The organism is Rathayibacter sp. PhB127 (genome assembly GCF_003751665.1).
GTDB classification, from domain to species: Bacteria; Actinomycetota; Actinomycetes; order Actinomycetales; family Microbacteriaceae; genus Rathayibacter; species Rathayibacter festucae.
Window position 1 is genome coordinate 1,562,244 of the sequence record NZ_RKHW01000001.1, and the last position, 25,072, is coordinate 1,587,315.

Sequence of the window (25,072 nt, forward strand, 5' to 3'; positions counted from 1 at the left end):
GTGCATCTCTAGTCGCGCAGCCCCGCATTGATGTCGGACCCGGTGATGTACTTCTGGAACACCAGGTAGATCGCCACCAGCGGCAGCATCGAGAGCACCGAGGCCGAGAGCAGGATCGCCCAGTCGATGTTCTGCGCGCCGATCAGCTGGCGCAGCGCGATCTGCAGGGTGAAGTTCTTCGGGTCGCTGAGGATGATCAGCGGGAAGATGTAGTCGTTCCAGCGCCACTGGAACGAGATGATCGACAGCGTCAGGATGATCGGCTTCGACAGCGGCAGCATGATCCGGAAGAAGATCGAGAGTTCGCGCGCCCCGTCGATCCGGGCGGCGTCGAGCAGCTCGTCCGGCACCGTGATGAAGAACTGCCGGAACATGAAGACGCCGGTCGGCGTGAGGATCGACGGCATGATGATGCCCATCAGCGTGTTGTACATGCCGAGGTCGCGGACCACGGTGAAGACCGGGTTGAGGATGACCTCGCCGGGCAGCATCGTGGTGGCGAGGATGCAGAGCGCCAGCACGCTCAGCCACGGCGACTTGTACTTCGCCAGGGCGTAGCCGGTCGTCGCGCTGAAGAAGACGGTGAGCAGCGTGGTCAGCGTCGCGACCACGAACGTGTTCGAGAAGTAGCGGACGAAGTCGACCCGCTCCAGCGCGCGCTGGTAGCCGTCGAGGGTCCACTCGCGCGGCAGCAGCGAGAGCGGGTAGGTGAAGAGGTCGCCGCCGCCCTTGAACGAGCTGAGCAGGAACCAGAGCAGCGGGAAGAGCGTGAGGATCGCGATCGCCCAGAGCATCGCGGTCGGGCCGATCGAGCGGCGGAACTCGCCGGTCTTCTTCCGGGTCATCGGCGCGGGCGCGGCCGGCGTGCGCTTCGGGCGGGTGGTGCGGGCGGGGGCGGGGGTCGTGGTCACCATGCCTGGCTCCTCTTGCTGATGGCGAGCTGAATTCCGGCGACGATCAGCAGGATCACCAGCAGCACCATCGAGGCGGCGCTGGCGTAGCCGACGTTCGACTGCGCGAATCCGGTCTGGAAGATGTACTGGACGATGAGCTGGTTCTCGGTGCCCGGGCCGCCGTTGTTGAGGGCCTGGATCATCGCGAACTCCTTCATGTGCCCGAGCGTCGAGAGCAGGACCACGAGCAGCGTGGTCGGCGCGATGCCGGGGAGGGTGATCGAGACGAAGCGCTGCCAGGGGTTCGCGCCGTCGAGCTCGGCCGCCTCGTACTGCGAGACCGGCACGTTGTTCAGCGCCGCGATGAACAGCAGCATGTTGAAGGCCGCTCCGCCCCAGGCGGAGGCGAGGATCACGACGAAGAGCGAGAGGTCGGCGTTCGAGGACCACGGCACGGCACCGCCGCCGAGCGAGGTGATCGCGAAGTTGACGAAGCCGAAGCTCTCGCCGAACATCCAGCGCCAGATGACGCCCGCGACGATGGGGGAGACCAGCCAGGGCAGGAAGAAGATGATGCGGGCGCCGATCTTGCCCTTGGCCCGCGCGTTGTTCAGCGCGACGGCCATCAGCAGCGAGAGGCCGCAGGCGAACGGCACGGAGAACAGCGCGTAGACGAGCGTGCGGCCGACCGCGGCGTAGAACACCGGGTCCTGCGCGAGCGCCGTGTAGTTGTCGAGGCCGACGAACTCGATGTCGCCGAAGCCCCGGTACGAGGTGAAGGAGTACATCACGCCGAGGGCGCCGGGCCAGACGAAGAAGAGGGCGAAGAGGATCGCGACGCCGACCGTCAGCAGCACGGTGCTGACGACGTAGCGGGGGCGGCGCACGGGGCGCTTGCGCGAGCCCTTCGATCCGCGACCTGCGCCGGGGACCGTGAGGACCGTCTCCGGTGGTGAGGACGGAGTGACGAGCGGCTGGACGGTCATGATGCTCTCCTGATCGGGTGATCCTGCGAGGGGGAGGGCGGTGCGGGGAGAGGACCCCGCACCGCCGGGGGGACCTACTCGCCGAGAGCGGCCTGGGTCGTCGACAGGATGTTGTCGATGGTCTCGTCGACGCTCTGCTGGTCGTTGAGGTACTTGATCGTCTCGTCCTTGAGCGGCTCCGACTGGAGGAACTTGCCCTCGTAGCCGCCGATCAGCTGGTCGACGGTCTGCAGCGAGGAGACGGCGGGCGAGGCCGCGATCTCGGCGTTGTAGAGCGCGAACGCGTCCTGGTTGGCCGGGTAGTTCATCTCGAGGCCGGTGACGGCGGGCAGGCAGCCGGCGATCTCGCAGTACGCGGAGTACTGCTCGGGCTGGTAGAGCCAGTCGATGAACTTCTGGGCCTCCTCCTCCTGGCCGGTGCCGTCGAAGGCGACGATCCACGAGGCGGCGCCGTAGTTGGTCGCCTTGACGGGCTGCTGCGGGGTCGGCACCGAGGCCCACTCGAACTCGGTGATGTTGGACTGGAAGTCCGCGATCTGCCAGACGCCGGAGTAGTAGGAGACGACCTGGCCGCTCTTGAAGGTCGCGCTGGCGTCCTCGCCCGCGGTCCAGACCGACTTGGGCATGAAGCCGTCGTCGTTGAGCTTCTTGAAGTACTCCAGCGCCGTCTTCGTCTCGGCGTTGGCGGTGAAGGTGCCGCCGTCGTCGACGATGCCCTCGCTGCCGAACTCGTAGAGGAAGGAGCGGAGGCGGTGCGCGGAGTTGTCCATCACCATGCCGTACTGCGCGCCGGTGGCCGCCTGGACCTCCTCGGACTTGGCGACGAACTCGTCCCAGGTCCAGCTCTGCGTCGCGTCGGTGGGGTACGAGACGCCCGCCTCGTCGAAGAGCGACTTGTTGATGAACATGCCGACCGAGGTGAGGCTGGTGGGCAGCGCCTTGACCTTGCCGTCCTCGGGGTCCGGCACGGCGAGCAGCGGCAGGATGTCCTGGTCGGTCGCGATCTGCGAGAGGTCGAGGATCTGGTCCTTCCACAGCGGGTCGACGTTCGCGGCGGCGGCGAGGGCCGGCAGGTCGTTCGCCTGGGCGCTGTTGCGCAGGCGGGTCGTCAGGTCGTCGCCCGGGACGTCGACGATCTCGACCTCGACACCGGTCTGCTCCTGGTAGAGATCGGCCATCTTCTGGTAGCCGCCGCCCTGGGTCCCGTCGCCGGAGAGGACGAACTGGAGCGGGTCGGAGGCGCCGGCTCCGGAGGAGCCGTTCGCGCACCCGGCGAGAGAAGCGATCAGCACTCCCGTGCCGAGGAGCGCCAGGGTGGCGCGTGCTGTCTTCTTCAACGGAACACCTTTCATGTGTCTGTCAGTCGACGAGGCGCGGGCGCTTCGTCGTCGAGGCGGTAGTGCTTTCTTATCAATACGACCCATATAGGTCAACAAGAATCTTCCGGGGGCCGGAAGTCGTGATCGGGCCGTAACTCGCGGAAACAGCGCCGTAACGCGGAGGTGTGCGAGGGGCTGCATCCCGCGCCAGCCGCCTTGTCCCGCGGGGCCGGAGATGCTTTCATGCCACTGTGACGCAAAATCCTCCGCAGGCCGCAGCCCATCTCGTCGGTGTCGACGTGGGCGGCACCAAGACCCACGTCCGCCTCCTCGACACGGTCGGGGCGGAGGAGGACCTGGTCCTCCCCTCGAGCGCCTGGCGCACGGGCGAGCTCTTCGCCGACCCCAAGAACCTGCCCCGGCTCGCCGACGTGCTGCTGCGCCTGCGCCCGCTCGCCGAGGACGCCGTGGTGGTCCTCGGCGTGCACGGCTGCGACACCCCGGGGCAGATGCGCGAGGCGACGGCGACGCTGTCGCTCCGCCTCGGCCGGCCCGTGACGGTCGTCAACGACGCCGAGCTGCTCGGCTTCGCGGAGCAGGAGGAGCCGAGCATCCAGATGATCGTCGGCACCGGCGCCGTGATCTGCGGGACGACCGCGGACGGCGTCCGGATCACCGTCGACGGCCACGGCTGGCCGCTCGGCGACCGCGGCAGCGCGCACGACCTCGTGTCGACGGCGCTGCGCGAGACCCTCGTGGCCTGCGACCGCGGCATCGCCCCCGGCGGTGGGGCGTCGGACCCGCTGATCGGCGCCGTCCTCACCGCGTTCGGCGCGAGCGACGCCGCGACGCTCGCTGCCGAGGCGACGCGCATCGCCGGCGGCGCGGCCTGGGGCGCGTTCGCCCCGCTGGTCTTCGAGCAGGCGGCCGCCGGCTCGGCTCTCGCCGGTCGGATCGTCGAGGACGCCGCGCGGGCGCTCGCCGCGGGCGTCGCCTCGCTGGTGCGCCGCGGGGCGATCGGCTCGCTCGTCGTCGCGGGCGGCGGCGTGATCGTGAACCAGCCCGCCTACGAGCGGCGGATCCGCGAGCGGCTGGCCGAGGAAGCGCCGCAGCTGGCCTTCGTCGTGGTGCGGCGGCCACCGGTGGTGGGCGCGATGGCCCACGCCAGGGCCCTCGCCGCCGCCGAGCGCACCCTCTCGGAGGTGGCCTCGTGAGCCTCACCGGAACGCGCGGGAGCACCGCCTTCGCGCCCGGCACCACCGTCCGCGTCTTCGACTCCTTCGCCGCGGCCTCGCGCGCCGCGGCCGACCTGGTCGCCGAGCGCGTCCTCGCCGACCCGCGGGCGGTGCTCGGCGTCGCGACCGGCTCGACGCCCTCGCTGCTGTACCGCGAGCTCGCCGGCCGGGTCGCGGCGGGCCGGATCGACGTCTCCGGGGTGAGCGCCTTCGCGCTCGACGAGTACGTCGGCATCGATCCCGGGCACCCCGAGAGCTACCGCGCGGTCCTCGACCGCGAGGTGCGCGTCCCCTTGCGGATGGGCGCCGTGCACGTCCCCGACGGCACCCGCGCGGACGGCGAGCAGGCGGGCCGGGACTACGACGCCGCGATCCGCGCGGCCGGCGGCGTCGAGCTGCAGATCCTCGGCATCGGCGGCAACGGCCACATCGGCTTCAACGAGCCCGGCACCCCGCACGACGTCGGCACGCACGTCGTCAGGCTCGAGCGGAGCACCCGCGAGGCGAACGCCCGCTTCTTCGACGGTCGTCTCGAGCTGGTGCCGGAGTCGGCGATCACGCAGGGGATCGCGACGATCCTCGCCGCGCGCTCGCTGGTGCTCCTCGCCTCGGGCGCGGCCAAGGCGGACGCCGTCGCCCGCGCGCTGCTCGGCCCGGTCGACGTCGACTGCCCGGCCTCGGCGCTGCAGGGCCATCCGGACGTCACGGTGCTGCTCGACCGCGAGGCGGCCTCGGCGTTCGAGCGGCCCCTCAGCTGAGGTAGGTCGCCGTCCGCGAGCGGGCGATGATCAGCTGCGCGACGCCGACGAGCGCCGCGTCGGTGCCCAGCTCGGCGGTGGCGATGCGCGGCGGGATGGTGATCCGGCCGACGAGGCGACGGGTCACCTCCTGGATCGCGTACTCGGGCTGGCGTGAGAGGTGGCCGGCCAGGACGATCAGCTCGGGGTCCAGCACGGTGCAGAGCGCGATGCAGGACAGGCCGATGTAGTCGAAGACCTCGGCGGCGGGCGCCCGAGCGGACTCCTCGCCGGCCGCGGCCGCGTCGAGCAGGGCGCCGAGCGGGTTCGCCGCATCGGCCGCGTGCTCCCGCGCGTAGCTCCGGGAGATCCCGGCGATCCGCGACTCCAGGTCACCCTGGGTCGTGTACGGCCGCTCCAGGTGCGAGCGCTCGGTGACCAGGTAGCCGATCTCGCCCGCGGCCGAGCGCGACCCGCGCAGCAGCACTCCGTCGTGCACGATGCCGGCGCCGACTCCGACGCCGAGGACGTAGGTGGCCAGGCTCTGCGCGCCGCGGCCGGCGCCGCGGGACCACTCGCCGAAGCCGATGGCGTTCGCATCGTTCTCGACCAGCACCGGCACGCCGACGCGGGCCTGGAGGATGCTGCCGAGCATGACGTCGCTCCAGCCGAGCTCGATCGTGTTGGTGACCCGGCCCTCCGGACCGTGCACGATGCCCGGGATGGTGACGCCGACGCCGGCGCAGGGCTTGCGGATCCGCTTCGACGCGGCCATCAGCAGGTCGACCATCTCGATGGTGCCGGCGAGGCGGCGGTCGGCGTCGGAGCCGTCGCCGGAGAGGTCGAAGGCGAGGACCTCGTCGCGCACGGTCTTGCCGTCGAAGTCGACGAGGCGGCCGTGCGCCTGCGTCTCGGAGACCTCGATCGCGGCGACCACGCGGGCGTCGCCGGCGTAGCGGTAGAGCGAGGACGGCCGGCCGCCGGAGGAGCGCTCGCGGCCGTCGAGCACGATGACGCCCTCGCCGAGCAGGGCCGAGCAGAGCCGCTCGACCGTGGCGGGGCTGAGGCCGGTGTGCCGGGCGATGGCGCTGCGGGAGGAGGGGCCGTGCAGGCGGAGGGCGTCGACGATCGCCGTCCGGTTGATCTCGGTGACGACGCGGGTCGTCGCGGTGCGCGGAACCTTCATCCGACCCTCCCTCGCGGAGTTTCCCAGCATAGTGATGCGGATCGGCGCGCTCGTGCGCGGAGCGGTCAGCGCCGGCGCCACCACCGGCGGCGGGGCCGCGCGGGCTCCTGCGGCTCGGGCGCTGCGAACCGCGCGTTCCGGCGCTCGGTCCAGGCGGAGACCTCCGCGTCGATGTCGCGGAGCGGCGTGACCACCGGCGGGCCGCCGAGCAGCTGGCGGCGCGCCTCGACGACGCGCTTGTTGAAGTCGGCGAGCACCGCGCGCACCTCGGACTCGCGGATCAGGCGGTCGAGCTGCTCGTCCAGCCGCCGGTCCTCGGCGCGGAGGAGGAACGCGGCGGGACCGATGCCGGTGAGGTTCTCGCGCTCGATCTTGCGGCGGATCCACCAGTCCGGGTCGTGGTGCTCGCCGAGCCCCTCGAGCGGCTTGCCAGCGCCCGGCAGACCGTCGAACTCGCCCCGGCGGATCGCCTGCTGGATCGACGTCTCGATGAACGCGGCACGGTCCTCGGGGTTCTCGGGGAGGGAGCCGATGCGCTCGTCGCCGGTCTCCGAACGGCCGCCGGTCGCGCGCTCCGCGGCGTACCGGGCGGCGCGATCCCTGGCTTCGGACATGGGGCCTCCTCTCCCTCCAGGCTAGAAGACCCCCGCCGACGAGGGGTACCGTGCGGTGGCATGCGCGACCTCGTCTACTACATCGCCACCTCGCTCGACGGCTTCCTCGCGGATCCCGAGGGGGACGTCTCCGCGTTCCCGACCGCGCCGGAGACCCTCGCCGACCTCTTCGAGCGCTATCCGGAGACCTGCCCGGCGCACCTGCGCGCGGCGCTCGGCGTCGCCGCGTCGCCGCGCCGGTTCGACACCGTGCTGCTCGGCCGCCGCACGCACGCTCCCGCGGTGGACGCCGGGCTCGTCGACGGCGCCTACCCGCACCTGCGCCAGATCGTGGTGACGCACGGCGAACTGCCTGCCTCCGACCGGGTGGAGACGATGGCGGGCGACGTCCGGGCGCAGGTCGCGGCGCTCAAGCGGGAGCCGGGGCGCGACATCTGGCTCTGCGGCGGCGGCGACCTCGCGGCGCAGCTGATCGAGGAGATCGACGAGATCCAGGTGAAGATCTCGCCGCTGCTGCTGGGCGCGGGGGTCCCCCTCTTCGGAGGGCTCCCGCAGCCGGTGGCGCTCGAGGCCGTCGACCTGCGCGCGCTGCCCGGCGGAGTGGCGCTGGCGACCTACCGAAGGCGGCGCAGCGATCAGTCGTAGGACCGCACCGACACGTTCTGGCCGAGGGCCGTCCAGTCGAGACCGGGGGAGTCCTCCGGCTCGACGCCGTCGGGATGCACCTGCACCACCACCGAGGTGCGCTGCGACACCTCCAGGTCGCCGCCTCCGCCGCAGCCGCTCACGGGCCCGTCGTCGCCGTCGATGATCACGCAGTGGTCGTCGCCGCGGATCGACGAGCCGAGATAGACGTCCACGCCCTCGGCACTGCCGACGAAGCGCACGGAATCCGGTTCGATCTGCTCGCTCACGTCGCCGAGATCCGGCAGCACGTCCCGCTCGTCCCGTGTCCGGTCGAAGTCGGAGTAGGGCGTCGGTCCCGCGCAGCCCGCGAGCAGCGGCAGGGCGAGCAGCGCGATCGCGGCGGCGGTGGCTCTTCTGTGCGGGTGGTTCCGTGGCATCGCGTCCCCCTCGTGCTGCGGTGTGCTCACCCTAGGCGCGCCGCACCGTGATCAGCCAGCCGGACAGCTCCTCGTCGCCCTCGCTCCGCCGCGCGAAGCCCATCGCGTAGGCGTGCCCCTCGGCGTCGGGCTCCGAGTGCGGCCCCCAGTCGATCTCGGGGACCGGCCTGCGCGTGTCCGCGGTGGAGCGCAGCGGCTCGAGCACCGCGGAGCCGGGCCGGACCGTCCAGACGCCGTCGTCGCGCCGGGTCATGCGGGTCCGGATCGCCGCGACGGATGTCACGACGCCCTCGATCCACACCGTGTCGGCGGCTCCTGTCGCGTCGCCGTAGCGGTCGAGCATCCACGGCGTCTCGTCGAGGTCGCCGCCGAAGAAGCCGCCGCGATGCGGGACGGCGAGCCGCCGGATCCGGTCGCCGACGGCGACGACCTCGCCGTCCTCGTCCAGCTCGGAGGTCGTGCAGAGCGCCTGCAGCAGCGCCTCGCCCTGGTCGGGCCGCTGGGTCACGGGCCGCCGAGCCAGTGGTCGATGCGGTGGTGGTCGGGGGTGAAGCCGTGCTCGACGCCCCAGAGGACGGCCTGGGTGCGGCTGGAGGCGCCGATCTTGCCGTAGACGCTGCGGATGTAGGACTTCACGGTGTTGGGGCTGAGGTAGGTGAGGGCGGCGACGTCGGCGTTGCTCTTGCCCTGGGTGATCAGGGCGAGGATCTCGGACTCGCGGTCGGTGATGCCCTCGTGGCGGCCGGGCCAGTCGAGGCCGGGGGCGGTGCCCGCGCGGCGGGGCGGCTCGCTGACGACGAGCTCGCCGGAGCGGACGGCCTCGAGGGCGGCGACGAGCTCGCGGGCGGGCAGGGTCTTGGAGAGGTAGCCGCGCACGCCCTGGTCGAGGGCGTCGGCGACGAGGTCGGGGTGGAAGTTCCAGGTGTAGACGACGACGTGCTCGGCGCGCGGGTTGCGGACGAGGTCGGCGAGCTCCTGCAGGTCCGACTCCGGTTGGGCGAACGAGTCGTACAGCACGATGTCGATGCGGTCGGAGAGCGCGGCGTTCGCGTCGATCTCGGCGACGACGACGCGGTTGCGGTAGTGGTCGAACATGTGCGCGAGGCCCTTGAGGACGACGTCGTAGTCGTCGACCAGGGCGACGGTCAGGGGCGCCGGCATGCTCTGTCCATCCACGGACCGTACCGCGCCGCCGGGCACCGTGACTACACCCCCAGGGGTGTACCGGCCACCCCTCCGCCCCTGCTTGGGTGGGCCATCGGCTCAGCGACCGCAGAGCCCCACCGCACGGTCCGCCGTGCTCGACAGGAAGGTGACTCCCGTGCTCGGACTCATCATCAGCCTCATCGTCGTCGGCCTCATCGCCGGCGCTCTCGCCCGCCTCATCGTGCCCGGGCGGCAGAACATCAGCATCCTGATGACCATCGTGCTGGGGATCGTCGGATCCTTCGTCGGCGGCTTCCTCGGCTTCCTGATCTTCCAGCACGACCCGATGGAGGGCTTCCTCCAGCCGGCCGGGATCATCGGCTCCATCATCGGCGCGATCATCGTGCTGTTCCTCTACACCCGCTTCGGCGGACGCGCCCGTAGCCGCGCCTGATCGGATGCGGAACGACACGACGCCGGCCCGGGAACGCTCCCGGGCCGGCGTCGTCGTGCGCGCGGAGTGCGAGAAGTCCCGCTACTCGAGCAGCTTGCCCGCGGTCGCGACCTCGCGGATCAGCGCCTGGATCTCCTCCGGGACCGCGGGGATCTCCTCGCGGGTGATGCCGGTGGACGGCGACCAGACCAGGTTCACCTGCAGCGCCGGGTCGATGTCCGGGTAGTCGCTGCGGTTGTGGCAGCCGCGGCTCTCGCGGCGCTCCAGCGCGGCCTCGAGGGTCGCCCGCGCGGCCATCGCGGCGGACTTCAGGTCGAAGGCGTGCGCCAGGTCCTGGAAGCCCGCGATGTCCGGGTGGATGCCGATGTCGGCGATGCGCGCCTCGATGGCGTCCAGCTCGGCGAGTCCGGCCAGCAGGCCCGCCTCGTCGCGGACGACGCCGGCGTGCTCGGTCATGGTGTTGCGGATCGCGCGCTGCAGGGCCCGCACGTTCTCCTCGCCGTCGGCGGCGAGCAGGTCGGCGATCTCGTCGCGGGCGACCTGCACCGACGCGGCGGAGCGGGTCTGCGCGGTCAGCGACGCGGAGTACTCCGCCGCCGCCTGGCCGACGATGCGGCCGAAGACGAGCAACTCGATCAGCGAGTTGCCGCCGAGGCGGTTCGCGCCGTGCAGTCCGCTGGACGCCTCGCCGATGGCGTAGAGGCCGGGGACGTCGGTGCTGTGGTCGTCCGAGCGGACCCAGACGCCGCCCATCGAGTAGTGCGCGGTGGGCGCGATCTCGATCGGGTCCTTCGTGATGTCGAGCATCTGCAGCTCGAGCATCGTCTGGTAGACGCGGGGGAGGCGGGTCATGATCGTCTCGCGCGGGAGGTGCGAGACGTCGAGCCAGACGCCGCCGTTCGGCGTGCCGCGGCCCTCCTTGATCTCGGTGTAGCAGGCGAGCGCGACGCGGTCGCGGGTCGAGAGCTCCATCCGCTCGGGGTCGTACTTCCCCATGAAGCGCTCGCCGAGGCCGTTGCGGAGGATGCCGCCCTCGCCGCGGGCCGCCTCGGAGATCAGCGTGCCGGCCGCGTTCTCGGGCTCGATGATGCCCGACGGGTGGAACTGCACCAGCTCGGGGTCGCGCAGGCGACCGCCGGCCTCGACGGCCAGGCGGAACGAGTCGCCCGTGTTCTCATCGCGGCGCGAGGAGGTGCGGCGCCAGATGCGGTTGTGGCCGCCGGCGGCGAGGACGACCGCGTCGGCGTGGATGAGGTAGCGGGTGCCGTCGACGAGGTCGAAGCCGTAGGCGCCGAAGACGGCGCCGTCCTCGTTGACGAGGATGCGGGTGACGTAGACGGTGTCCAGGATCGGGATGTCGAGCTGCGCTGCCCGGTTGACCAGCGTGCGCTGGATCTCGAGGCCGGTGTAGTCGCCGGCGAAGGCGGTGCGGCGGTAGGTGTGCGCGCCGAAGAAGCGCTGCGAGATGCGGCCGTCGTCCTCGCGGGCGAACGGCATGCCGTAGCGCTCGAGGTCCTGGATGCCGCGGGCGGCGTTGGAGGTGACGATCTCGACCGTGTGGGGGTTGGCGAGCTGGTAGGACTCGGTGATGGTGTCGGCCGCGTGCTGCTGCCAGCTGTCGTCGGGGTCCATCGTGGCGAGGGCGGCGTTGATGCCGCCGGCGGCGAGCGAGGTGTGCGCGTCCGACTTCGAGCGCTTGCCCAGCGCGAGGACGTCGACGCCGGCCTCGGCCAGCTCGATCGCGGCGCGGAGGCCCGAGCCGCCGGTGCCGATGACGAGGACGGAGGTGGAGATCCGGCGCTCCGGGGTCGTGGTGGTCGCTGAAGGGGTCATGACTCCACGCTAGGCAGGGCGCTTCGATTACTCCAATGCATAATGCTGGGGCCGGGTATGCACTTACGCTATGGACATGAACTTCGAGCAGCTGGCCGGATTCATCGAGGTCGCGCGCCTGGGCAGCTTCACCCGCGCTGCCGAGGAGCTGCACCTCGCGCAGCCCTCGCTGAGCCGGCAGATCTCCTCGCTCGAGCAGGACCTCGGCTCCGAGCTGTTCCAGCGGGCGCGCTCCGGCAGCACGCTCACCCCGGCCGGTGAGCTGCTGCTGCCGCTCGCGCGGCGCATGCTCGCCGACGCCGAATCGGTGCGCCGGGAGCTGGCCGAGCTCGCCGGGCTCGAGCGCGGGCGGGTCCGCTTCGGCGCGACGCCCACGCTCTGCATCAGCCTCGTGGCGGAGGTGCTGCACGCCTTCCACGCGGCGCACCCGGCGATCGAGCTGCACCTGGCGGAGGACGGCTCGCGCAGCCTGCTCGACCGGCTCGCGCGCGGTGAGCTGGACCTCGCGCTGGTGACGACGTCGACGGCGGCGGCCGTCGGCGCCTTCACGGTGACGCCGCTGCTCGTCGAGGAGCTGGTGGTGGTCTCCTCGGCGGCCGAGCCCGCGCTCGCCGGCGGCGACGCCCTCGGACTGGCGGCCGTGGCGGGGCTCCCGCAGATCGTCTTCAACTCCAGCTACGACCTGCGCCGGACGACCGATGCGGCCTTCGCGGCAGCGGGCCTGGTGCCCGACGTGGTGCTCGAGGGCGCCGAGATGGACGCGGTGCTTCGCTTCGCCGAGCGCGGCCTCGGCGTCGCGATCGTGCCGGCGATGGTGCTGCAGGGTCGCCCGGGCCTGCGATCGATCCGGCTCGAGGAGCCGACGCTCAGCCGCACGATCAGCCTCGCGCGCCCGGCGGACCTCGCGCCGACGGCGGCGGTCCGGGTCATGCAGCGCACGATCGCGGCGACGGCGCGCGCGTTCGCCGCCCGGGCGGGCGGCACGATGCGGCTGGCCGAGGGTCAGTCCGAGACGACTCCGGTCCGCGCGTAGGCGCGGCTGCGGATCGAGAGGACCGTCGCGCCCAGCACCGCCGCGATCACCGAGCCGGCCAGCACGCCGACCTTCACGTGCTCGTCGGCCTCGCTCCCGACGCCGAAGGACAGCTCGCCGACGAGCAGCGAGACGGTGAAGCCGATGCCGGCGAGCATCGACATGCCGACCAGGTCCGGCCAGCGCAGCGCGGGGTCCAGGCGGAGACCGGGCAGGCGGGTGATCAGGAAGGTGGTCGCGAGGATGCCGAGCGGCTTGCCGACCACCAGGCCGACGACGATGCCGAGCGCGATGGAGTCCTGGAACGACTCGACGAGGCCGGTGAGCCCGCCGATCGTGACTCCGGCCGAGAAGAAGGCGAAGACCGGGACGGCGACGCCGGCCGAGACGCCGCTCCAGCGGTCGGCGAAGTGCGCGGCGAGTCCGTCGTACTCGGGCTCGCCGTCGCTCCCGGTTCCGGTGCGGACGCGGGCGCGGGCGGTCGCGACGACCGGGACCGCGAAGCCGAGCAGTACGCCGGCGACGGTCGCGTGGATGCCGGAGGCGTGCACGAGCGCCCAGGTCGCGACGCCGAGCGGGATCAGGATCCACCAGGTGCGGACGCCCCGCTGGACGAGGACGGCGAAGATCCCCAGCGGGACGAGTGCGAGCAGCAGCGGCAGGAAGGCGATGGCCGAGGTGTAGAAGACGGCGATGATCGTGATGGCGAGCAGGTCGTCGACGACGGCGAGGGTGAGCAGGAAGGTGCGCAGGGCGACCGGGAGGCTCTTGCCGACGACCGCGATCACGGCGACGGCGAAGGCGATGTCGGTGGCGACCGGGATCGCCCAGCCCTGCAGGGCATCGGGGCCGGCGGTCGCGTTGATCGCGACGTAGATCAGGGCGGGGACGGCGACGCCGCCGAACGCGGCGGCCACCGGGAGTGCGGCGGTGCGCGGGTCGCGGAGCTTGCCGACGACGAACTCCTCCTTGAGCTCGAGGCCCACGACGAAGAAGAAGATCGCGAGCAGTCCGTCGGCCGCCCAGGCGCCGACGCTGAGGTTCAGGTGGAGCGCCTCGGGGCCGAACTCGTAGTCGCGGACGGTCTCGTAGAAGCCGGCCGCGGGCGAGTTGGCGAGCACCAGTGCGAGGACGGTCGCGCCGAGCAGCAGGGCGCCGCCGACGGCGTCGGAGCGCAGCGTCTGGCGCAGGCCCCGCCAGATCGCGTGGGGCGCCTGGTGGACGGGCTCGGAGGCAGGAGTGTGGGGCACGGAGGGGCTTCCTTCGGGAGGTCGTCGGATCGCGTGAGAACGCGGCAGAGGGCCGCGTCCGCCGACCAGACTTCCCGGCACACCGCCGACCATCGTACCGGGCCGTCCTGACAGGCCGTCCGTGCAGGGTCCTTCCTCCCTACACTCGGACGATGCGACACGGCATCGTCATCCTCCCGCAGGAGCCCTGGTCCACCGCCCGGCGCAAGTGGCAGTCCGCGGAGGGGCTCGGCTTCGACCACGCCTGGACCTACGACCACCTCTCCTGGCGCTCGCTCGCCGACCAGGTCTGGCACGCGACGATCCCCACGCTGACGGCCGCGGCGGTGGTGACCGAGACGCTGCGGCTGGGCACCTTCGTCGCCTCGCCGAACTTCCGGCACCCGGTGCCGTTCGCGAAGGAGATCGCGACGGTCGACGAGATCTCGGGCGGCCGCTTCGTCCTCGGGGTCGGCTCGGGCGGGACGGGCTTCGACGCGACGGTGCTGGGCCAGGAGCTGCACTCGCCGCGGGAGCGGCACGAGCGCTACGTCGAGTTCGTCACAGCGCTCGACGTGCTGCTGCGGCACGAGGAGCCGGGCTCGGGCGGGATCGACCTCGACGGCGCCTGGTTCACGGCGCGGGGCGCCCGGATGGTGGGAGAGCCGGTGCAGTCGCCGCGCGTGCCGTTCGTGCTCGCGGCGAACGGGCCGAAGGGCCTCGCGCTCGTGGCCGAGCGGGCGCAGGGCTGGGTGACGACGGGTCCGGAGGGGCGCAGCACCGAGGAGTGGTGGGCCGCGGTCGCCGATCTCTCGAAGCGCCTCGACGACGCGCTCGAGGCCGCCGGGCGCGACCCGCGCTCGATCGAGCGGCACCTCTCGCTCGATTCCGGGCCGGACTACTCGCTCGAGAACGTCGACCGCTTCGCCGACTCGGCGGGCCGCGCCGAGGAGCTGGGCTTCACCGACGTGATCGCGCACTGGCCGCGGACGGAGGGCCTGTACGCCGGCGACGAGGACGTGCTCTACGAGGTCGCGGCGCGGTTCTAGCGCTCCCGGCGCTCGAAGACGAGGTGCACGACCCCGGACGGCGAGGGTGTCGCCTCGATGCGGAAGCGCTGCTCCAGGCCCTCGAGCCCGTCCCACAGCCGCTCGCCGCGGCCGAGGACGATCGGGACGAGCACGACGTGCATCCGGTCGACGAGATCGGCGGCGAGGAACTGCCGCACTGTCGCCGCGCCGCCGCCGATGCGCACGTCGCCGCCGCCGGCCAGCTCGCGGGCCCGCTCGAGGGCGGTCGCCGGGTCGGCGTCGACGAAGTGGAAGCTGGTGCCGCCGGCCATCGTGACGGTCGGGCGCGGGTGGTGCGTGAGGACCACGACCGGCGTGTGGAAGACCGGGTCCTCGCCCCACCAGCCGGTCCACTCCTCGTCCTCCCAGGGACCGCGCTGCGGCCCGAACTTGTTGCGGCCCATGATCTCGGCGCCGATGCCGTCCGCCCAGGCGCTCGCGAACGCCTCGTCGACGCCCTGCGAGCCCTCGCCCGGACCGGGCAGGCCCATCCTGCGGAAGGTGCGGGTGCCCATCGCCCACTCGACCAGCCGCGAGCCGGCGTGGCCGAACGGGGTCTCGAGCGACTGGCCCTCCCCGGCGGCGTAGCCGTCGAGCGAGACGGAGAAGTTGTGGACGCGGACCTTCGACACGGGGTCTCCTTCGGGCGGGCGGCGGTTCAGCCGAGCGTAGCCGCGGACCGGCGGCGCAGTCCACGGGCCGCGAGCGCGACGCAGGCGAGGATCGCGAGCGCGGTCGCCGCGAGCAGCAGCGGCATCGGCAGGGCGACGGCCAGCGCCGCGAGGATCGCCGGCACCAGGAAGCCGGCGTAGGTGACGGAGTAGTAGACGGCGGTGACGCTCGCCAGGTCGCGCGTCTCGACGAGGGCCTGCGAGGCGGTGAGCCCGGAGACCATGGCGAGGCCGTAGCCGCAGCCGAAGACCGGTGCGGCGACGAGGACCGGCCAGAGCTGCTGTCCGACGGCGGCGGGGATCAGCAGCAGAGCGCCGAGGGCGGTGAGCGCGCCGCCGACGAGGGCGCCGCGGCCGCGCAGCAGGATCAGCAGCGGGCCGGAGAAGAGCTGGGTGACCCAGCCGCAGCCGAGCGTGATCACGGTGACGAGGGTCGCGAAGCCGACGGTGACGCCGGGCAGGCGGTCGGCGACCAGGCTCGGCCCGACCGCGAAGGACAGGGCGGGTGCGGCGAACACCCAGGGGGCGAGCGGCAGGACGACGGCGGCGAAGCGGGCGCGGGCGAGGCGCGGGATGCTCAGCTCGCCGGTCAGGCGGCCGGCGGACGGGTCGTAGGCCCGGGTCTCGGGTGCGCGGAGGAGCACGAGGACGGCCGCGACGCAGGCGGCGGACTGGACGATGTAGGGGAGCACGGTCGGCCAGGGGCCGAACTGCGCGAGCGCGCCGCCGACTCCCGCGCCGCCGCCGAAGCCGATGGTGAGCATCGCGGAGGCGCGGCGGGCGCCGGCCGAGGACGCTCCGGTCGCGATCGAGAGCTCCTTGATCCAGGCCGTGCCGACGACCATCCCCGCCGCGACGCTCAGCCCGCTGATGAAGCGGCCGACGCCGAGCCCGAGCACCGAGGCGGGGGAGCAGGCGAGCACGATGCTGCCGAGGATCCCCAGGACGAGGCCGGCCAGCAGCACCGGGCGGCGGCCGAAGCGGTCGGACCAGCCGCCGGCCAGGGCGAAGCCGGGCACGATGCCGAGGACGTAGGCGGCGAGCAGGATCGTGACCTGCGTCTGCGTGTAGCCCTCGAGCTGGCGGTAGAGCTGCATCAGCGGCAGGAACTGGTTGCCGCCCCAGCCGAGGACGACGAGCGACGGCGCGACGAGGAGCCAGGAGCGCGCGGAGGGAGCGGACGGTCCGGCGGGGGAGGGGAGCGGCACGGTCCATAGTGGCGCACCCGAGCGGCTCGCGGTCAGAGCAGCACGACGAGCTTCCGCGCGGACACGCCCGCGTGCAGCCGGTCGAGCGCGCCCTGCACCGCGCCCAGACCGGTGCCGACGACCTCGGGCTCGGGCGCGCAGCGGTGACGGCCGTCGGCGAGCGCGCTCGGCAGGTGGTCGCGCCAGAGCATCGGCCCGACCTCGTTGCTCATCAGCGTGGCGCCCCAGACGTAGCGGGCGCGGATGCCGCGACGCCGGGCGGCGAGCTGGAGGCGGAGGTTCGCGCCGACCAGGCGCGACATCGTCCGCACGAAGGGGAGCGAGAGCCCCGCCCTGCGCGGCAGCGAGCCGAAGGAGACCGAGGGGCTGGCGAGGGCGACCCGGCGGGCTCCGGTGGCGGCCGCGACGGCCACGCAGGGCTCGGCGGAGCCGGTGCCGACCGCGAGGACGCCCGCCACCTCCGCGCCGCCGATCGCGGCGACGACGTCGGCGACCGCGCTCGGGCTGCGGTAGTCGACGACGACGTCGGCGCCGAGCTCTCGGAGGCGGGCGTGGTTGCCGGGCGAGGCGGTGGCGACCACGCGGTGACCGGAGGCGACGGCGAGCTGGATCGCGTTGCTGCCGACGCTGGTGGCGCCGCCCCAGACCACGACCGTCCGGCCCGTGGCGACCGGCTCGGCCGAGGGGTGGGGCAGCGCCAGGTGGTCCTTCTGGAAGAGCGCGGTCGCGGCGGTGGAGACGGCGAGCGGCAGCACCACGGCCTGCTCGTCCGTCAGCCGCGGCGGAATCGGCGCGGCGAGGTCCGCGCGGACGACGGTGTACCCCTGGAAGCCGCCCTCCGCATCGTGCCGGCGACCGCGCTCCATGCCGACCGCGTAGGCGACGACGCGGTCGCCGACGGCGAAGCGGTCGACGCCGGGCCCGACCGCCGCGACTTCGCCGGCGACGTCCTCGCCGAGGACCGAGGGGTAGGGGAGCCAGCGGTACATCAGGTCGCCGGTCCACTGCTTGACCTCGTCGAGCGGATTCACGGCGACGGCGCGGTTGCGCACCAGCAGCTCGCCGGGCCCGGGCGCGTGCAGCGCGGCGGGGCCGACGACGAGGTCGGCGCGGGCGGAGGGGAGGCGTGCGGCGGAGTTGGTGAGAGCGGCGGGGCTCGAGGGCGCAGCGGGGTTCGAGGGCAAGGGTCTCCAGTGCTCGATGACAGGACGTGTCGTCACTGTACACCTGATGACACGTCGTGTCATCAGCTAGCCTGGCTGCATGTCACGCTGGGCACCCGACGCCGCACTGCGCCTCGAGCGCGCCGCGATGGAGCTGTTCACCGAGCACGGCTACTCCGCGACGACGGTGCCGTCGATCGCCGAGCGGGCCGGGCTCACGACCCGCACCTTCTTCAGGCACTTCGCCGACAAGCGCGACGTGCTGTTCCTCCGCGAGCGGGAGTTCCCGCAGGTGGTGGCCCGGCTGATCGCGGGCGCTCCCGAGGGCCTCGCTCCGCTGGGCCTGCTGATGCACGGGCTCGAGACGGTCGCGGCCGGCGACCTGGAGGGCTGGCGCAGCGAGATCGCGGCGCGGCGGGCGGTCGTGCTGTCCGAGCCGGCGCTGCGCGAGCGCGAGCTGCTGAAGGCGGCGCTGCTCGCGGACGCGATGCGCGACGCGCTGCTGGACGCGGCGGTGCCGGCCGCCGAGGCGGCGCTCGCCGCGCGCACGGCGTCCGCGCTGTTCGACGCCGCGCTCGACGAGTGGCTCCGCGGCTCGGACGGGGTCGCGCTGGTCGTGGTGCTCCGCGAGCAGCGCGCGCTCCTGCGGAGCCTGGTGGCTGCCGCGGAGCAGGCGGGCTCGCCGAAGTAGGCGAGCCCGCCGCGACTCATGCCTTCGAGGTGGCCGTCGCGTTGCCGACGACGCCCTGGGGGGTGGACGTGGTGTCGGTCAGCACGAAGCGGATCTCCTGCGGGACGGCGGTGGGCTTGACGCGCACCCAGGTCGTCTCCGCCGCGCGGGTCAGGGTCCAGGAGTAGGTGTAGAGGCCGTCGGTCAGGACGCCCTGCACGCCCGGGGCGAGGCTGGTGGTGTCGTAGGTGATCGTGGACACCGGCTTCGCGGAGGTGATGACGTACGTCCAGCCGGTCTTGTACGAGGCGTACTCGCCGTCGTCGGGGACGGCGGTGAAGTCGGTGCGCGCGTAGCCGGTGTTGTTGGTCGCCTTGAGACTCGGGTCGCCGACCGACTGGCGGGTCGCGGAGAAGGTCGGGTTCGGGTAGGTGTCCGGCTGACCGGGGACGACCTCCACGGTGGAGGCGCTCGCGAGCGGCGCCGCGGCGGCGACGGCGATCACGGGCAGCGACCAGGCCGCTGCGACGGCAACGGAGCGACGGGAGGGGGAGAGGGGGGAGGTGGGAGACACGGGGTCCTTTCGAGGGGGAGTTTTCCGTGCAGAAATTAGCGACAGCCGCCCCGTCCTTCCGCGCCAGCGCCCGCCCCGCCACGGCCCCTCTCAGGGGGAGGAGGCACGCCGTTCCTGGGCTCCGGCTGACACGACCACGTAGAACCACCTAGTCCGGAAGAGGTCCTCGTTAGCCTGGTCCGCATGGCCAGAACCGTCTCCACCACCACCGCCGTCGACCGCGACGGCATGCTCGACTTCGTGCGACCGCGGCACCGGATGCTCGTCGCGACGACCCGGGCGGACGGCCGACCCCAGATGTCGCCGGTGTCCGGCGGGGTCGACGCGGAGGGCCGCCTCGTGATCTCGACCTACCCCGGACGGGCGAAGACCCGGAACGCCGAGCGCCGCTCCGCGACGTCGGTCCTCGTGCTCTCCGACGACTGGAACGACGCGTGGATCCAGGTCGACGGCGAGGCCGAGGTCCTGCACATGCCCGAGGCGGAGGACGCGCTCGTCGACTACTACCGCAGCATCTCGGGCGAGCATCCGGACTGGGACGAGTACCGCGCGGCGATGCGGCTGCAGGACAAGTCGCTGCTGCGCATCACGCCGACGCGCTGGAGCCCGATCGCGACCGGCGGCTTCCCGGCCGACGTCGCGGCGCGGCTCGACGCACCTCGCCCCGACGTCCTGAACCCCGACAGCCGGGCGTGATCCGCCCTCGCCTCGCCCGGGCCGGCCGGGCCTGGCGCGACGCGGTGGCCGGCCCGCGGCTGCTGCTCGCGCTGAAGACGGCGGTGGCGGTGGGCATCGCCTGGGCCGTCGCCCCGTACGTGCCCGGCGTCGCCGAGCAGTACCCGTACTACGCGCCGCTCGGCGCGCTGGTCAGCATGTACCCGACGCTGATGGGCTCGGCGAAGACCGGGCTGCAGACGCTCCTCGGGCTCGCGGCCGGCATCGGGCTGGCGGTGCTGGTCGTGGTGACGGTCGGCCCGACCTGGTGGACGATCCCGCTGATCGTGGGCGTCGGCGTGGTGCTCTCGGGCACCGGCTGGTTCGGTGCGGGGCGGGAGTACGTGCCGATGGCGGCGCTCTTCGTGCTGATCATCGGCGGCGCGAAGGCGGAGGACTACTCGCTCGGCTACCTCGTGCAGATGGCCGTCGGCGTCGTGGTCGGGCTGCTGGTCAACCTTCTGGTCGCGCCGGGGCTGACCTCCGAGGCGGCGTCCGCGCGGGTGGACGAGTTCGAGCGCCAGCTCGGGCGCCACCTGCACGACATGGGCGCGGCCCTCGAGGAGACCTGGCCGCCCGAGCACGAGGCCTGGTCGACCAACGGCGAGCAGTTGGCGGCGACCGCGACCGAGGTGCGGCGGGCGCTCGTCGACGGCGACGAGAGCCGCAAGGGCAATCCGCGCGCTCTGCTGCACCGGCACAGCTCGCAGACCGACCACCTCCGGCTGGCGACCCTGGACGGGACGCTCTTCCACGTCCGCGACATGACGGCGGCGCTCGCCGACACGATCTGGAACCGACCGGGTGCACTGCCGTTCGACGCGGAGCTCGCGGCGCCGCTGAGCGCGGCCTGCCACGCGGTCGGCGACGCGGTGGTGACGGGCGGCTCGCCCGAGGACCGCTCCCTGGAGCCGGCGGAGAGGGCGGTCGACGAGCTCGCGCGCGCCGTCGACACGCGCGCCGCCGCGACCGGGACGAGCATGGGCCCGGGTGTCCTGGTCGCGATCCACCTGCGCCGCATCCTCGTGGAGCTGCGCAGGGACGACCCGCTGCGTGCTCCAGAGGCGAGTGCGCAGGGATCGCGTGCGGAAGGATGAGGGGATGACTCCGGAGCTCCTCGACAGGTTCGCGCACTGGTTCGACGAGGGGGCGCCGGTCGCGCCGTCGCTGAGCTGGGCGCTGTTCGACCGCGACGGGCTGATCGCCCGGCACGGTCGCGGGGAGCATCGGCTCGACGGCGCCGCGCCGGACGCCGGCACCGTGCACCGCATCGCGTCGATGTCGAAGAGCTTCGAGGCGGCGGCGGTGCTGATCCTCCGCGACCGCGGGCTGCTCGACCTCGACGACCGCGTCAGCGCCCACGTGCCGGAGTTCGCGGACCCGGTCGACGCCGCGGGGCGGGTGCTGCCGGTGACGCTCCGGATGCTGCTCAGCAACTGCTCGGGGCTGCCCGAGGACAACGGCTGGGCCGACCACGTGATGGCGATGCCGCGGGCCGAGTTCCTCGCGCTGATCGCGCGCGGGCTGACCTTCACCGAGCGGCCGGGCGAGGTCTACCAGTACTCGAACATCGGCTTCTGGCTGCTCGGGGTGATCGTCGAGAACGTCTCCGGCGAGGACTTCGTCGACTTCGCGACCCGGACGATCCTCGAGCCGCTCGGCCTCGCGAGCACGCGCTACGACGTGAACGCCTACCCCGAGGGCACCGACCTCGCGCAGGGCTTCAGCAGCTTCGACGAGGGCGCCACCTGGACCGCCCGCCCGTACACCGGCACCGGCGTGGGCGCCTGCGCTGCCAGCATGTTCAGCACCGTCGGCGACATCGCGCGCTGGAGCGGCTGGCTGTCGTCGGCGTTCGAGGGCGCCGACGGCGGCATCGACGACGGGGACGCCGACGACGCCGTCCTCAGCCGCGCCTCGCGCCGCGAGATGCAGCGCGGCTGGACCCCGGTGCCCGCGCTCAGCCCGCGGGCCGGGGAGAGCACGCTCGACGGCTCCGCCTACGGGCTCGGCCTGGTGATCGAGCAGGACGTCCGCTTCGGCGCGATCGCGCACCACTCCGGCGGGCTGCCCGGCTGGTCCTCGAACATGCGCTGGCACCTCGAGTCGGGCCTGGGAGTCGTGGTCTTCGCGACGACGAACGGCGCCAAGCTCGCGGCCGCGGCCACGGGCCTGCTGCGCGCGGCGCTCGAGGACGCGGAGCCGCCGGCGCGCACCGTCGCGGTGCACCCGTCGACGCTGGCGGCCGCGGCGGCCGTCGAGGCGGCGATCGTCGGTCCCGGCGACCCCGCGCGGGCCGAGGAGCTCTCCGGCGGCGTGCTGTTCAGCCCGAACCTCCTGAGCGACGTGCCCGCCGAGGTGCGCGCCCGCCGCCTCGCCGCGGTGCTCGCGGAGGTCGGCGGCCTCGCGGAGGAGCCGACCTCCCGGCCCCTGCGCGAGCGGCTGCTCTGGAGCGCTTCCTCGGCCCACGTCGCCTTCACGCTGCCCGGCCGGGACGGCGAGCTGGAGGTCCGGCTCGAGATGACGCCGACGATCCCCGCGCTGCTGCAGCGCCTCGACGTCGTGAAGCGGGAGGCGCTCGAGTCGCCGCCGGTCGTCCGCGCGTACCGCCCCACCCTGGACTGAGCGCACATCGGAACAGGGCAGGCTGGTCGGATGACTGCGCGCACTCCCGACGACCACCGCCTCGACCGGGTCCGCGTCCGCGGCGCCCGAGAGAACAACCTCCGCGACGTGGACGTGGACATCCCGCGCGACGCGCTCGTCGCCTTCACCGGCGTCTCCGGCTCGGGCAAGAGCTCGCTCGCGTTCGGCACGCTCTACGCGGAGGCGCAGCGCCGCTACTTCGAGTCGGTCGCGCCGTACGCGCGGCGGCTGATCGATCAGGTCGGGGTGCCGGACGTCGACGCGATCGACGGACTGCCGCCGGCCGTCGCGCTGCCGCAGCGGCGCTCCGGCGGCTCGGCGCGCTCGACCCTGGGGAGCGCGACCACGCTCTCGTCCGTGGTGCGGATGGTGTTCTCGCGGGTCGGGACCTACCCCGAGGGTGCGCCGATGCTCCTCGCGGAGGACTTCTCCGCGAACACCGTCCAGGGCGCCTGCCCCGCCTGCCACGGGATCGGCCGCGTCTACGACGTGCCCGAGGAGCTGATGGTGCCGGACGACTCGCTCTCGATCCGCGACGGCGCGCTCGCGGCCTGGCCGACCGCCTGGCACGGCAAGCAGCTGCGCGACAGCCTGATCTCGCTGGGCTACGACATCGACGTGCCGTGGGCGACGCTGCCGGCCGAGGAGCGCGAGTGGATCCTGTACACGCAGGAGTCGCCGCAGGTGCCGGTCTGGACGGATCGCGGGCCGGCCGAGGTGCGGGCGGCGGTGGCGGCGGGGGCCGAGCCGCGGTACATGAGCACGTTCCTCGGCGTGAAGCGCTACGTGATGGACACCTTCGCGGGCTCCAAGAGCGCCCGGATGCGCGAGCGCGCGGCGACGTTCCTGGTCAGCGTCGCCTGCCCGGACTGCCACGGCAAGCGGGTGAAGCCCGAGGCGCTGGCGGTGAGCTTCGAGGGGTTCGACATCACCGAGCTCTCGGCGCTGCCGCTCGAGGAGCTCACGGCGCTGCTGGCCCGCGTGCTCGAGCCGGACTGGGTGCCCGTGGGCGGTGGCCCGCTCGCCCCGGAGACCCGGCTGGCCGCCCAGCGCCTGGTCTCGGATCTGCTCGGCCGGATGGCGCCGATCGTCGACCTCGGCCTCGGCTACCTGTCGCTGGACCGCTCGACGCCGACGCTGTCCTCGGGCGAGCTGCAGCGGATGCGCCTCGCGACCCAGGTGCTCTCGCGCCTGTTCGGGGTGGTGTTCGTCCTGGACGAGCCGTCGACGGGGCTGCACCCGGCCGACACGGAGGCGCTGCTCGGCATCCTGCGCTCGCTGAAGGACAGCGGCAACACGGTCTTCTTCGTCGAGCACTCGCTCGACGTGATCCGCGAGGCCGACTGGATCGTCGACATCGGCCCGGCGGCCGGCTCGGGCGGCGGCACCGTCGTCTACTCGGGCGAGCTCGACGGGCTGCGGGGGGCCTCCGACTCGATCACCCGCCGCTACCTCTTCCCCGAGACGGCGGAGCCGACGCCGCCGCTGCCCGAGCGGCGGACGCCCGACGCGCAGGTCCGGCTGGTCGACGTGGCGCGCAACAACCTCCGCGGGCTCGACGTCGCGTTCCCGCTCGGCGCGCTGACCGCGGTGACGGGGGTCTCCGGATCGGGCAAGTCCACGCTGGTCAATCAGGCGCTGCCGGATCTGCTCCGCGCGAGTCTGCAGGCGGATCTCGCGGGGGAGAGCCCGGAGCGGGACGAGTCGTCCTCCGACGACCCGCTGCTCGACGCCGACACCGCCGTCACCACCGGCAGCGCGACCGGTCCGGCGGAGCGGCTGCGCCGGGTGGTGCAGGTCGGCCAGACGCCGATCGGGCGCACCTCCCGCTCCAACGTCGCGACATACACCGGGCTCTTCGACCGCGTCCGCGCGCTGTTCGCGGCGACTCCCGAGGCGAAGCGGCGCCGGTACGGTGCCGGCCGCTTCTCCTTCAACATGCCCAGCGGCCGCTGCCCGGTCTGCAAGGGCGAGGGGACCATGGAGGTCGAGCTGCTCTTCCTGCCGACGGTGCAGGCGCCGTGCACGGAGTGCGGCGGCACGCGCTACAACGCCGAGACGCTCGAGGTGACCTGGGGCGGGCGCTCGATCGCCGAGGTGCTCGCGCTGAGCGTGACCGAGGCGCGCGAGGTCTTCGCCGAGGAGACGGAGATCGGCCGGCACCTCGACGCGCTGCTCGACGTGGGCCTCGGCTACGTGGCGCTCGGGCAGCCCGCTCCGGAGCTGTCCGGCGGCGAGGCGCAGCGGGTGAAGCTGGCCTCGGAGCTGCGGCGGGCGCAGCGCGGCGACACGCTCTACCTGCTCGACGAGCCGACCTCGGGCCTGCACCCGGCCGACGCGGACCGGCTGCTCGGCCACCTGCAGCACCTCGTCGACGCGGGCAACACGGTGATCGTCGTGGAGCACGACATGCGGATCGTCGCCGACGCGGACTGGGTGATCGACCTCGGCCCGGGTGCGGGCGACGCAGGCGGCTCGATCGTCGCGACCGGCACGCCGGAGCAGGTCGCGCGGGTGGAGGGCAGCCGGACGGCGCCGTACCTGCTGGCCGCGCTGGAGCGGCGCTCGTAGGGCATCGGCGTCGCGCGGAGGGGGAGTGTCCGGCGGGTGGCCGAGGGGCTAGCGTG

The 25,072-nt window shown here is 73.1% G+C and carries 25 protein-coding genes; 11 read left to right on the plus strand and 14 right to left on the minus strand.

The features are described from left to right. Positions 1-8 precede the first annotated feature (8 nt). The 3 genes from EDF22_RS07465 to EDF22_RS07475 form a co-directional block, all read right to left on the minus strand. The gene (locus tag EDF22_RS07465; RefSeq protein WP_243839918.1) at positions 9-914 is read right to left on the minus strand and encodes a carbohydrate ABC transporter permease; all 906 of its coding nucleotides are present in this window, start codon (positions 912-914) and stop codon (positions 9-11) included. Beyond that, positions 908-1,879, minus strand: a complete 972-nt coding sequence (locus EDF22_RS07470) for a carbohydrate ABC transporter permease (RefSeq protein ID WP_123703613.1) — start codon at positions 1,877-1,879, stop codon at positions 908-910. Before EDF22_RS07470 ends, EDF22_RS07465 begins: the two co-directional genes overlap by 7 nt. Before the next feature lie 74 nt (positions 1,880-1,953). Next, positions 1,954-3,216, minus strand: a complete 1,263-nt coding sequence (locus EDF22_RS07475) for an ABC transporter substrate-binding protein (RefSeq protein WP_243839919.1) — start codon at positions 3,214-3,216, stop codon at positions 1,954-1,956. A 233-nt stretch (positions 3,217-3,449) separates the two neighbouring features. Between EDF22_RS07475 and EDF22_RS07480 the strand changes: the two genes are divergently transcribed. Beyond that, the gene (locus EDF22_RS07480; RefSeq protein ID WP_185020384.1) at positions 3,450-4,412 is read left to right on the plus strand and encodes a BadF/BadG/BcrA/BcrD ATPase family protein; all 963 of its coding nucleotides are present in this window, start codon (positions 3,450-3,452) and stop codon (positions 4,410-4,412) included. Further along, positions 4,409-5,191 (plus strand): glucosamine-6-phosphate deaminase, encoded by a 783-nt coding sequence (locus EDF22_RS07485; protein ID WP_260303337.1) that lies wholly within the window; start codon positions 4,409-4,411, stop codon positions 5,189-5,191. Before EDF22_RS07480 ends, EDF22_RS07485 begins: the two co-directional genes overlap by 4 nt. Here the strand turns inward: EDF22_RS07485 and EDF22_RS07490 are convergent. Further along, positions 5,184-6,356, minus strand: a complete 1,173-nt coding sequence (locus EDF22_RS07490) for an ROK family transcriptional regulator (RefSeq protein WP_166674067.1) — start codon at positions 6,354-6,356, stop codon at positions 5,184-5,186. The two genes, EDF22_RS07485 and EDF22_RS07490, sit on opposite strands and share 8 nt — an antisense overlap. Before the next feature lie 65 nt (positions 6,357-6,421). Next, the gene (locus tag EDF22_RS07495) at positions 6,422-6,970 is read right to left on the minus strand and encodes a DUF1992 domain-containing protein (protein WP_123703621.1); all 549 of its coding nucleotides are present in this window, start codon (positions 6,968-6,970) and stop codon (positions 6,422-6,424) included. A 60-nt stretch (positions 6,971-7,030) separates the two neighbouring features. On the opposite strand from EDF22_RS07495, the gene EDF22_RS07500 reads away from it, so the two are divergent. Next, positions 7,031-7,615, plus strand: a complete 585-nt coding sequence (locus EDF22_RS07500; RefSeq protein ID WP_123703623.1) for a dihydrofolate reductase family protein — start codon at positions 7,031-7,033, stop codon at positions 7,613-7,615. Here the strand turns inward: EDF22_RS07500 and EDF22_RS07505 are convergent. From EDF22_RS07505 to EDF22_RS07515, 3 genes are read right to left on the minus strand one after another with little or no spacing between them, the layout of a single operon-like run. Beyond that, positions 7,606-8,034: a hypothetical protein gene (locus EDF22_RS07505; RefSeq protein WP_123703625.1), complete on the minus strand. Its 429-nt coding sequence runs from the start codon at positions 8,032-8,034 to the stop codon at positions 7,606-7,608. The two genes, EDF22_RS07500 and EDF22_RS07505, sit on opposite strands and share 10 nt — an antisense overlap. 31 nt (positions 8,035-8,065) lie before the next feature. Then, complete coding sequence (locus tag EDF22_RS07510) at positions 8,066-8,542, minus strand: hypothetical protein (protein WP_123703627.1); 477 nt, start codon at positions 8,540-8,542, stop codon at positions 8,066-8,068. Next, a complete protein-coding gene (locus EDF22_RS07515; protein ID WP_123703629.1) occupies positions 8,539-9,195 on the minus strand; it encodes a response regulator transcription factor in 657 nt (218 codons plus the stop codon). The genes EDF22_RS07510 and EDF22_RS07515 overlap by 4 nt, the downstream gene beginning before the upstream one ends. Before the next feature lie 160 nt (positions 9,196-9,355). Here EDF22_RS07515 and EDF22_RS07520 point away from each other — a divergent pair, with 160 nt between their 5' ends. After that, entirely contained in the window at positions 9,356-9,634 is a 279-nt protein-coding gene (locus EDF22_RS07520) for a GlsB/YeaQ/YmgE family stress response membrane protein (RefSeq protein WP_123445883.1), read from the plus strand. Positions 9,635-9,715: 81 nt separating this feature from the next. Here the strand turns inward: EDF22_RS07520 and EDF22_RS07525 are convergent, their stop codons facing one another. Beyond that, the gene (locus EDF22_RS07525) at positions 9,716-11,467 is read right to left on the minus strand and encodes an L-aspartate oxidase (protein ID WP_123703631.1); all 1,752 of its coding nucleotides are present in this window, start codon (positions 11,465-11,467) and stop codon (positions 9,716-9,718) included. Between the two features lie 76 nt (positions 11,468-11,543). On the opposite strand from EDF22_RS07525, the gene EDF22_RS07530 reads away from it, so the two are divergent. Next, the gene (locus tag EDF22_RS07530) at positions 11,544-12,500 is read left to right on the plus strand and encodes a LysR family transcriptional regulator (protein ID WP_185038793.1); all 957 of its coding nucleotides are present in this window, start codon (positions 11,544-11,546) and stop codon (positions 12,498-12,500) included. Here EDF22_RS07530 and nhaA read toward each other — a convergent pair. Further along, complete coding sequence (gene nhaA / locus EDF22_RS07535) at positions 12,470-13,750, minus strand: Na+/H+ antiporter NhaA (protein WP_397460136.1); 1,281 nt, start codon at positions 13,748-13,750, stop codon at positions 12,470-12,472. The two genes, EDF22_RS07530 and nhaA, sit on opposite strands and share 31 nt — an antisense overlap. A gap of 152 nt (positions 13,751-13,902) precedes the next feature. Between nhaA and EDF22_RS07540 the strand changes: the two genes are divergently transcribed. Next, a complete protein-coding gene (locus EDF22_RS07540; protein WP_123703637.1) occupies positions 13,903-14,778 on the plus strand; it encodes an LLM class flavin-dependent oxidoreductase in 876 nt (291 codons plus the stop codon). Here EDF22_RS07540 and EDF22_RS07545 read toward each other — a convergent pair. From EDF22_RS07545 to EDF22_RS07555, 3 genes are read right to left on the minus strand one after another with little or no spacing between them, the layout of a single operon-like run. Further along, positions 14,775-15,431, minus strand: coding sequence for a dihydrofolate reductase family protein (locus EDF22_RS07545; RefSeq protein WP_123703639.1), 657 nt, complete (start codon positions 15,429-15,431; stop codon positions 14,775-14,777). The two genes, EDF22_RS07540 and EDF22_RS07545, sit on opposite strands and share 4 nt — an antisense overlap. 26 nt (positions 15,432-15,457) lie before the next feature. Further along, positions 15,458-16,678, minus strand: coding sequence for an MFS transporter (locus EDF22_RS07550; protein WP_123703641.1), 1,221 nt, complete (start codon positions 16,676-16,678; stop codon positions 15,458-15,460). A gap of 32 nt (positions 16,679-16,710) precedes the next feature. Then, complete coding sequence (locus EDF22_RS07555) at positions 16,711-17,862, minus strand: zinc-binding alcohol dehydrogenase family protein (RefSeq protein WP_260303338.1); 1,152 nt, start codon at positions 17,860-17,862, stop codon at positions 16,711-16,713. A gap of 79 nt (positions 17,863-17,941) precedes the next feature. On the opposite strand from EDF22_RS07555, the gene EDF22_RS07560 reads away from it, so the two are divergent. Continuing rightward, positions 17,942-18,532, plus strand: coding sequence for a TetR/AcrR family transcriptional regulator (locus tag EDF22_RS07560; RefSeq protein WP_123703645.1), 591 nt, complete (start codon positions 17,942-17,944; stop codon positions 18,530-18,532). 16 nt (positions 18,533-18,548) lie between these two features. Here the strand turns inward: EDF22_RS07560 and EDF22_RS07565 are convergent, their stop codons facing one another. Beyond that, positions 18,549-19,085 carry a hypothetical protein gene (locus EDF22_RS07565; protein ID WP_123703647.1) on the minus strand — a complete coding sequence of 179 codons (537 nt, stop codon included), beginning with the start codon at positions 19,083-19,085 and terminating at the stop codon, positions 18,549-18,551. A 183-nt stretch (positions 19,086-19,268) separates the two neighbouring features. Here EDF22_RS07565 and EDF22_RS07570 point away from each other — a divergent pair, with 183 nt between their 5' ends. From EDF22_RS07570 to EDF22_RS07585, 4 genes are read left to right on the plus strand one after another with little or no spacing between them, the layout of a single operon-like run. Further along, a complete protein-coding gene (locus tag EDF22_RS07570; RefSeq protein ID WP_123703649.1) occupies positions 19,269-19,781 on the plus strand; it encodes a PPOX class F420-dependent oxidoreductase in 513 nt (170 codons plus the stop codon). Next, on the plus strand, positions 19,778-20,896 hold the full coding sequence (locus EDF22_RS07575; protein WP_260303340.1) for an aromatic acid exporter family protein: 1,119 nt from the start codon (positions 19,778-19,780) through the stop codon (positions 20,894-20,896). Before EDF22_RS07570 ends, EDF22_RS07575 begins: the two co-directional genes overlap by 4 nt. 4 nt (positions 20,897-20,900) lie before the next feature. Continuing rightward, on the plus strand, positions 20,901-22,424 hold the full coding sequence (locus EDF22_RS07580) for a serine hydrolase (protein WP_123703651.1): 1,524 nt from the start codon (positions 20,901-20,903) through the stop codon (positions 22,422-22,424). Positions 22,425-22,454: 30 nt separating this feature from the next. Continuing rightward, positions 22,455-25,016 carry an excinuclease ABC subunit UvrA gene (locus EDF22_RS07585; protein WP_123703652.1) on the plus strand — a complete coding sequence of 854 codons (2,562 nt, stop codon included), beginning with the start codon at positions 22,455-22,457 and terminating at the stop codon, positions 25,014-25,016. Positions 25,017-25,072 lie beyond the last annotated feature (56 nt).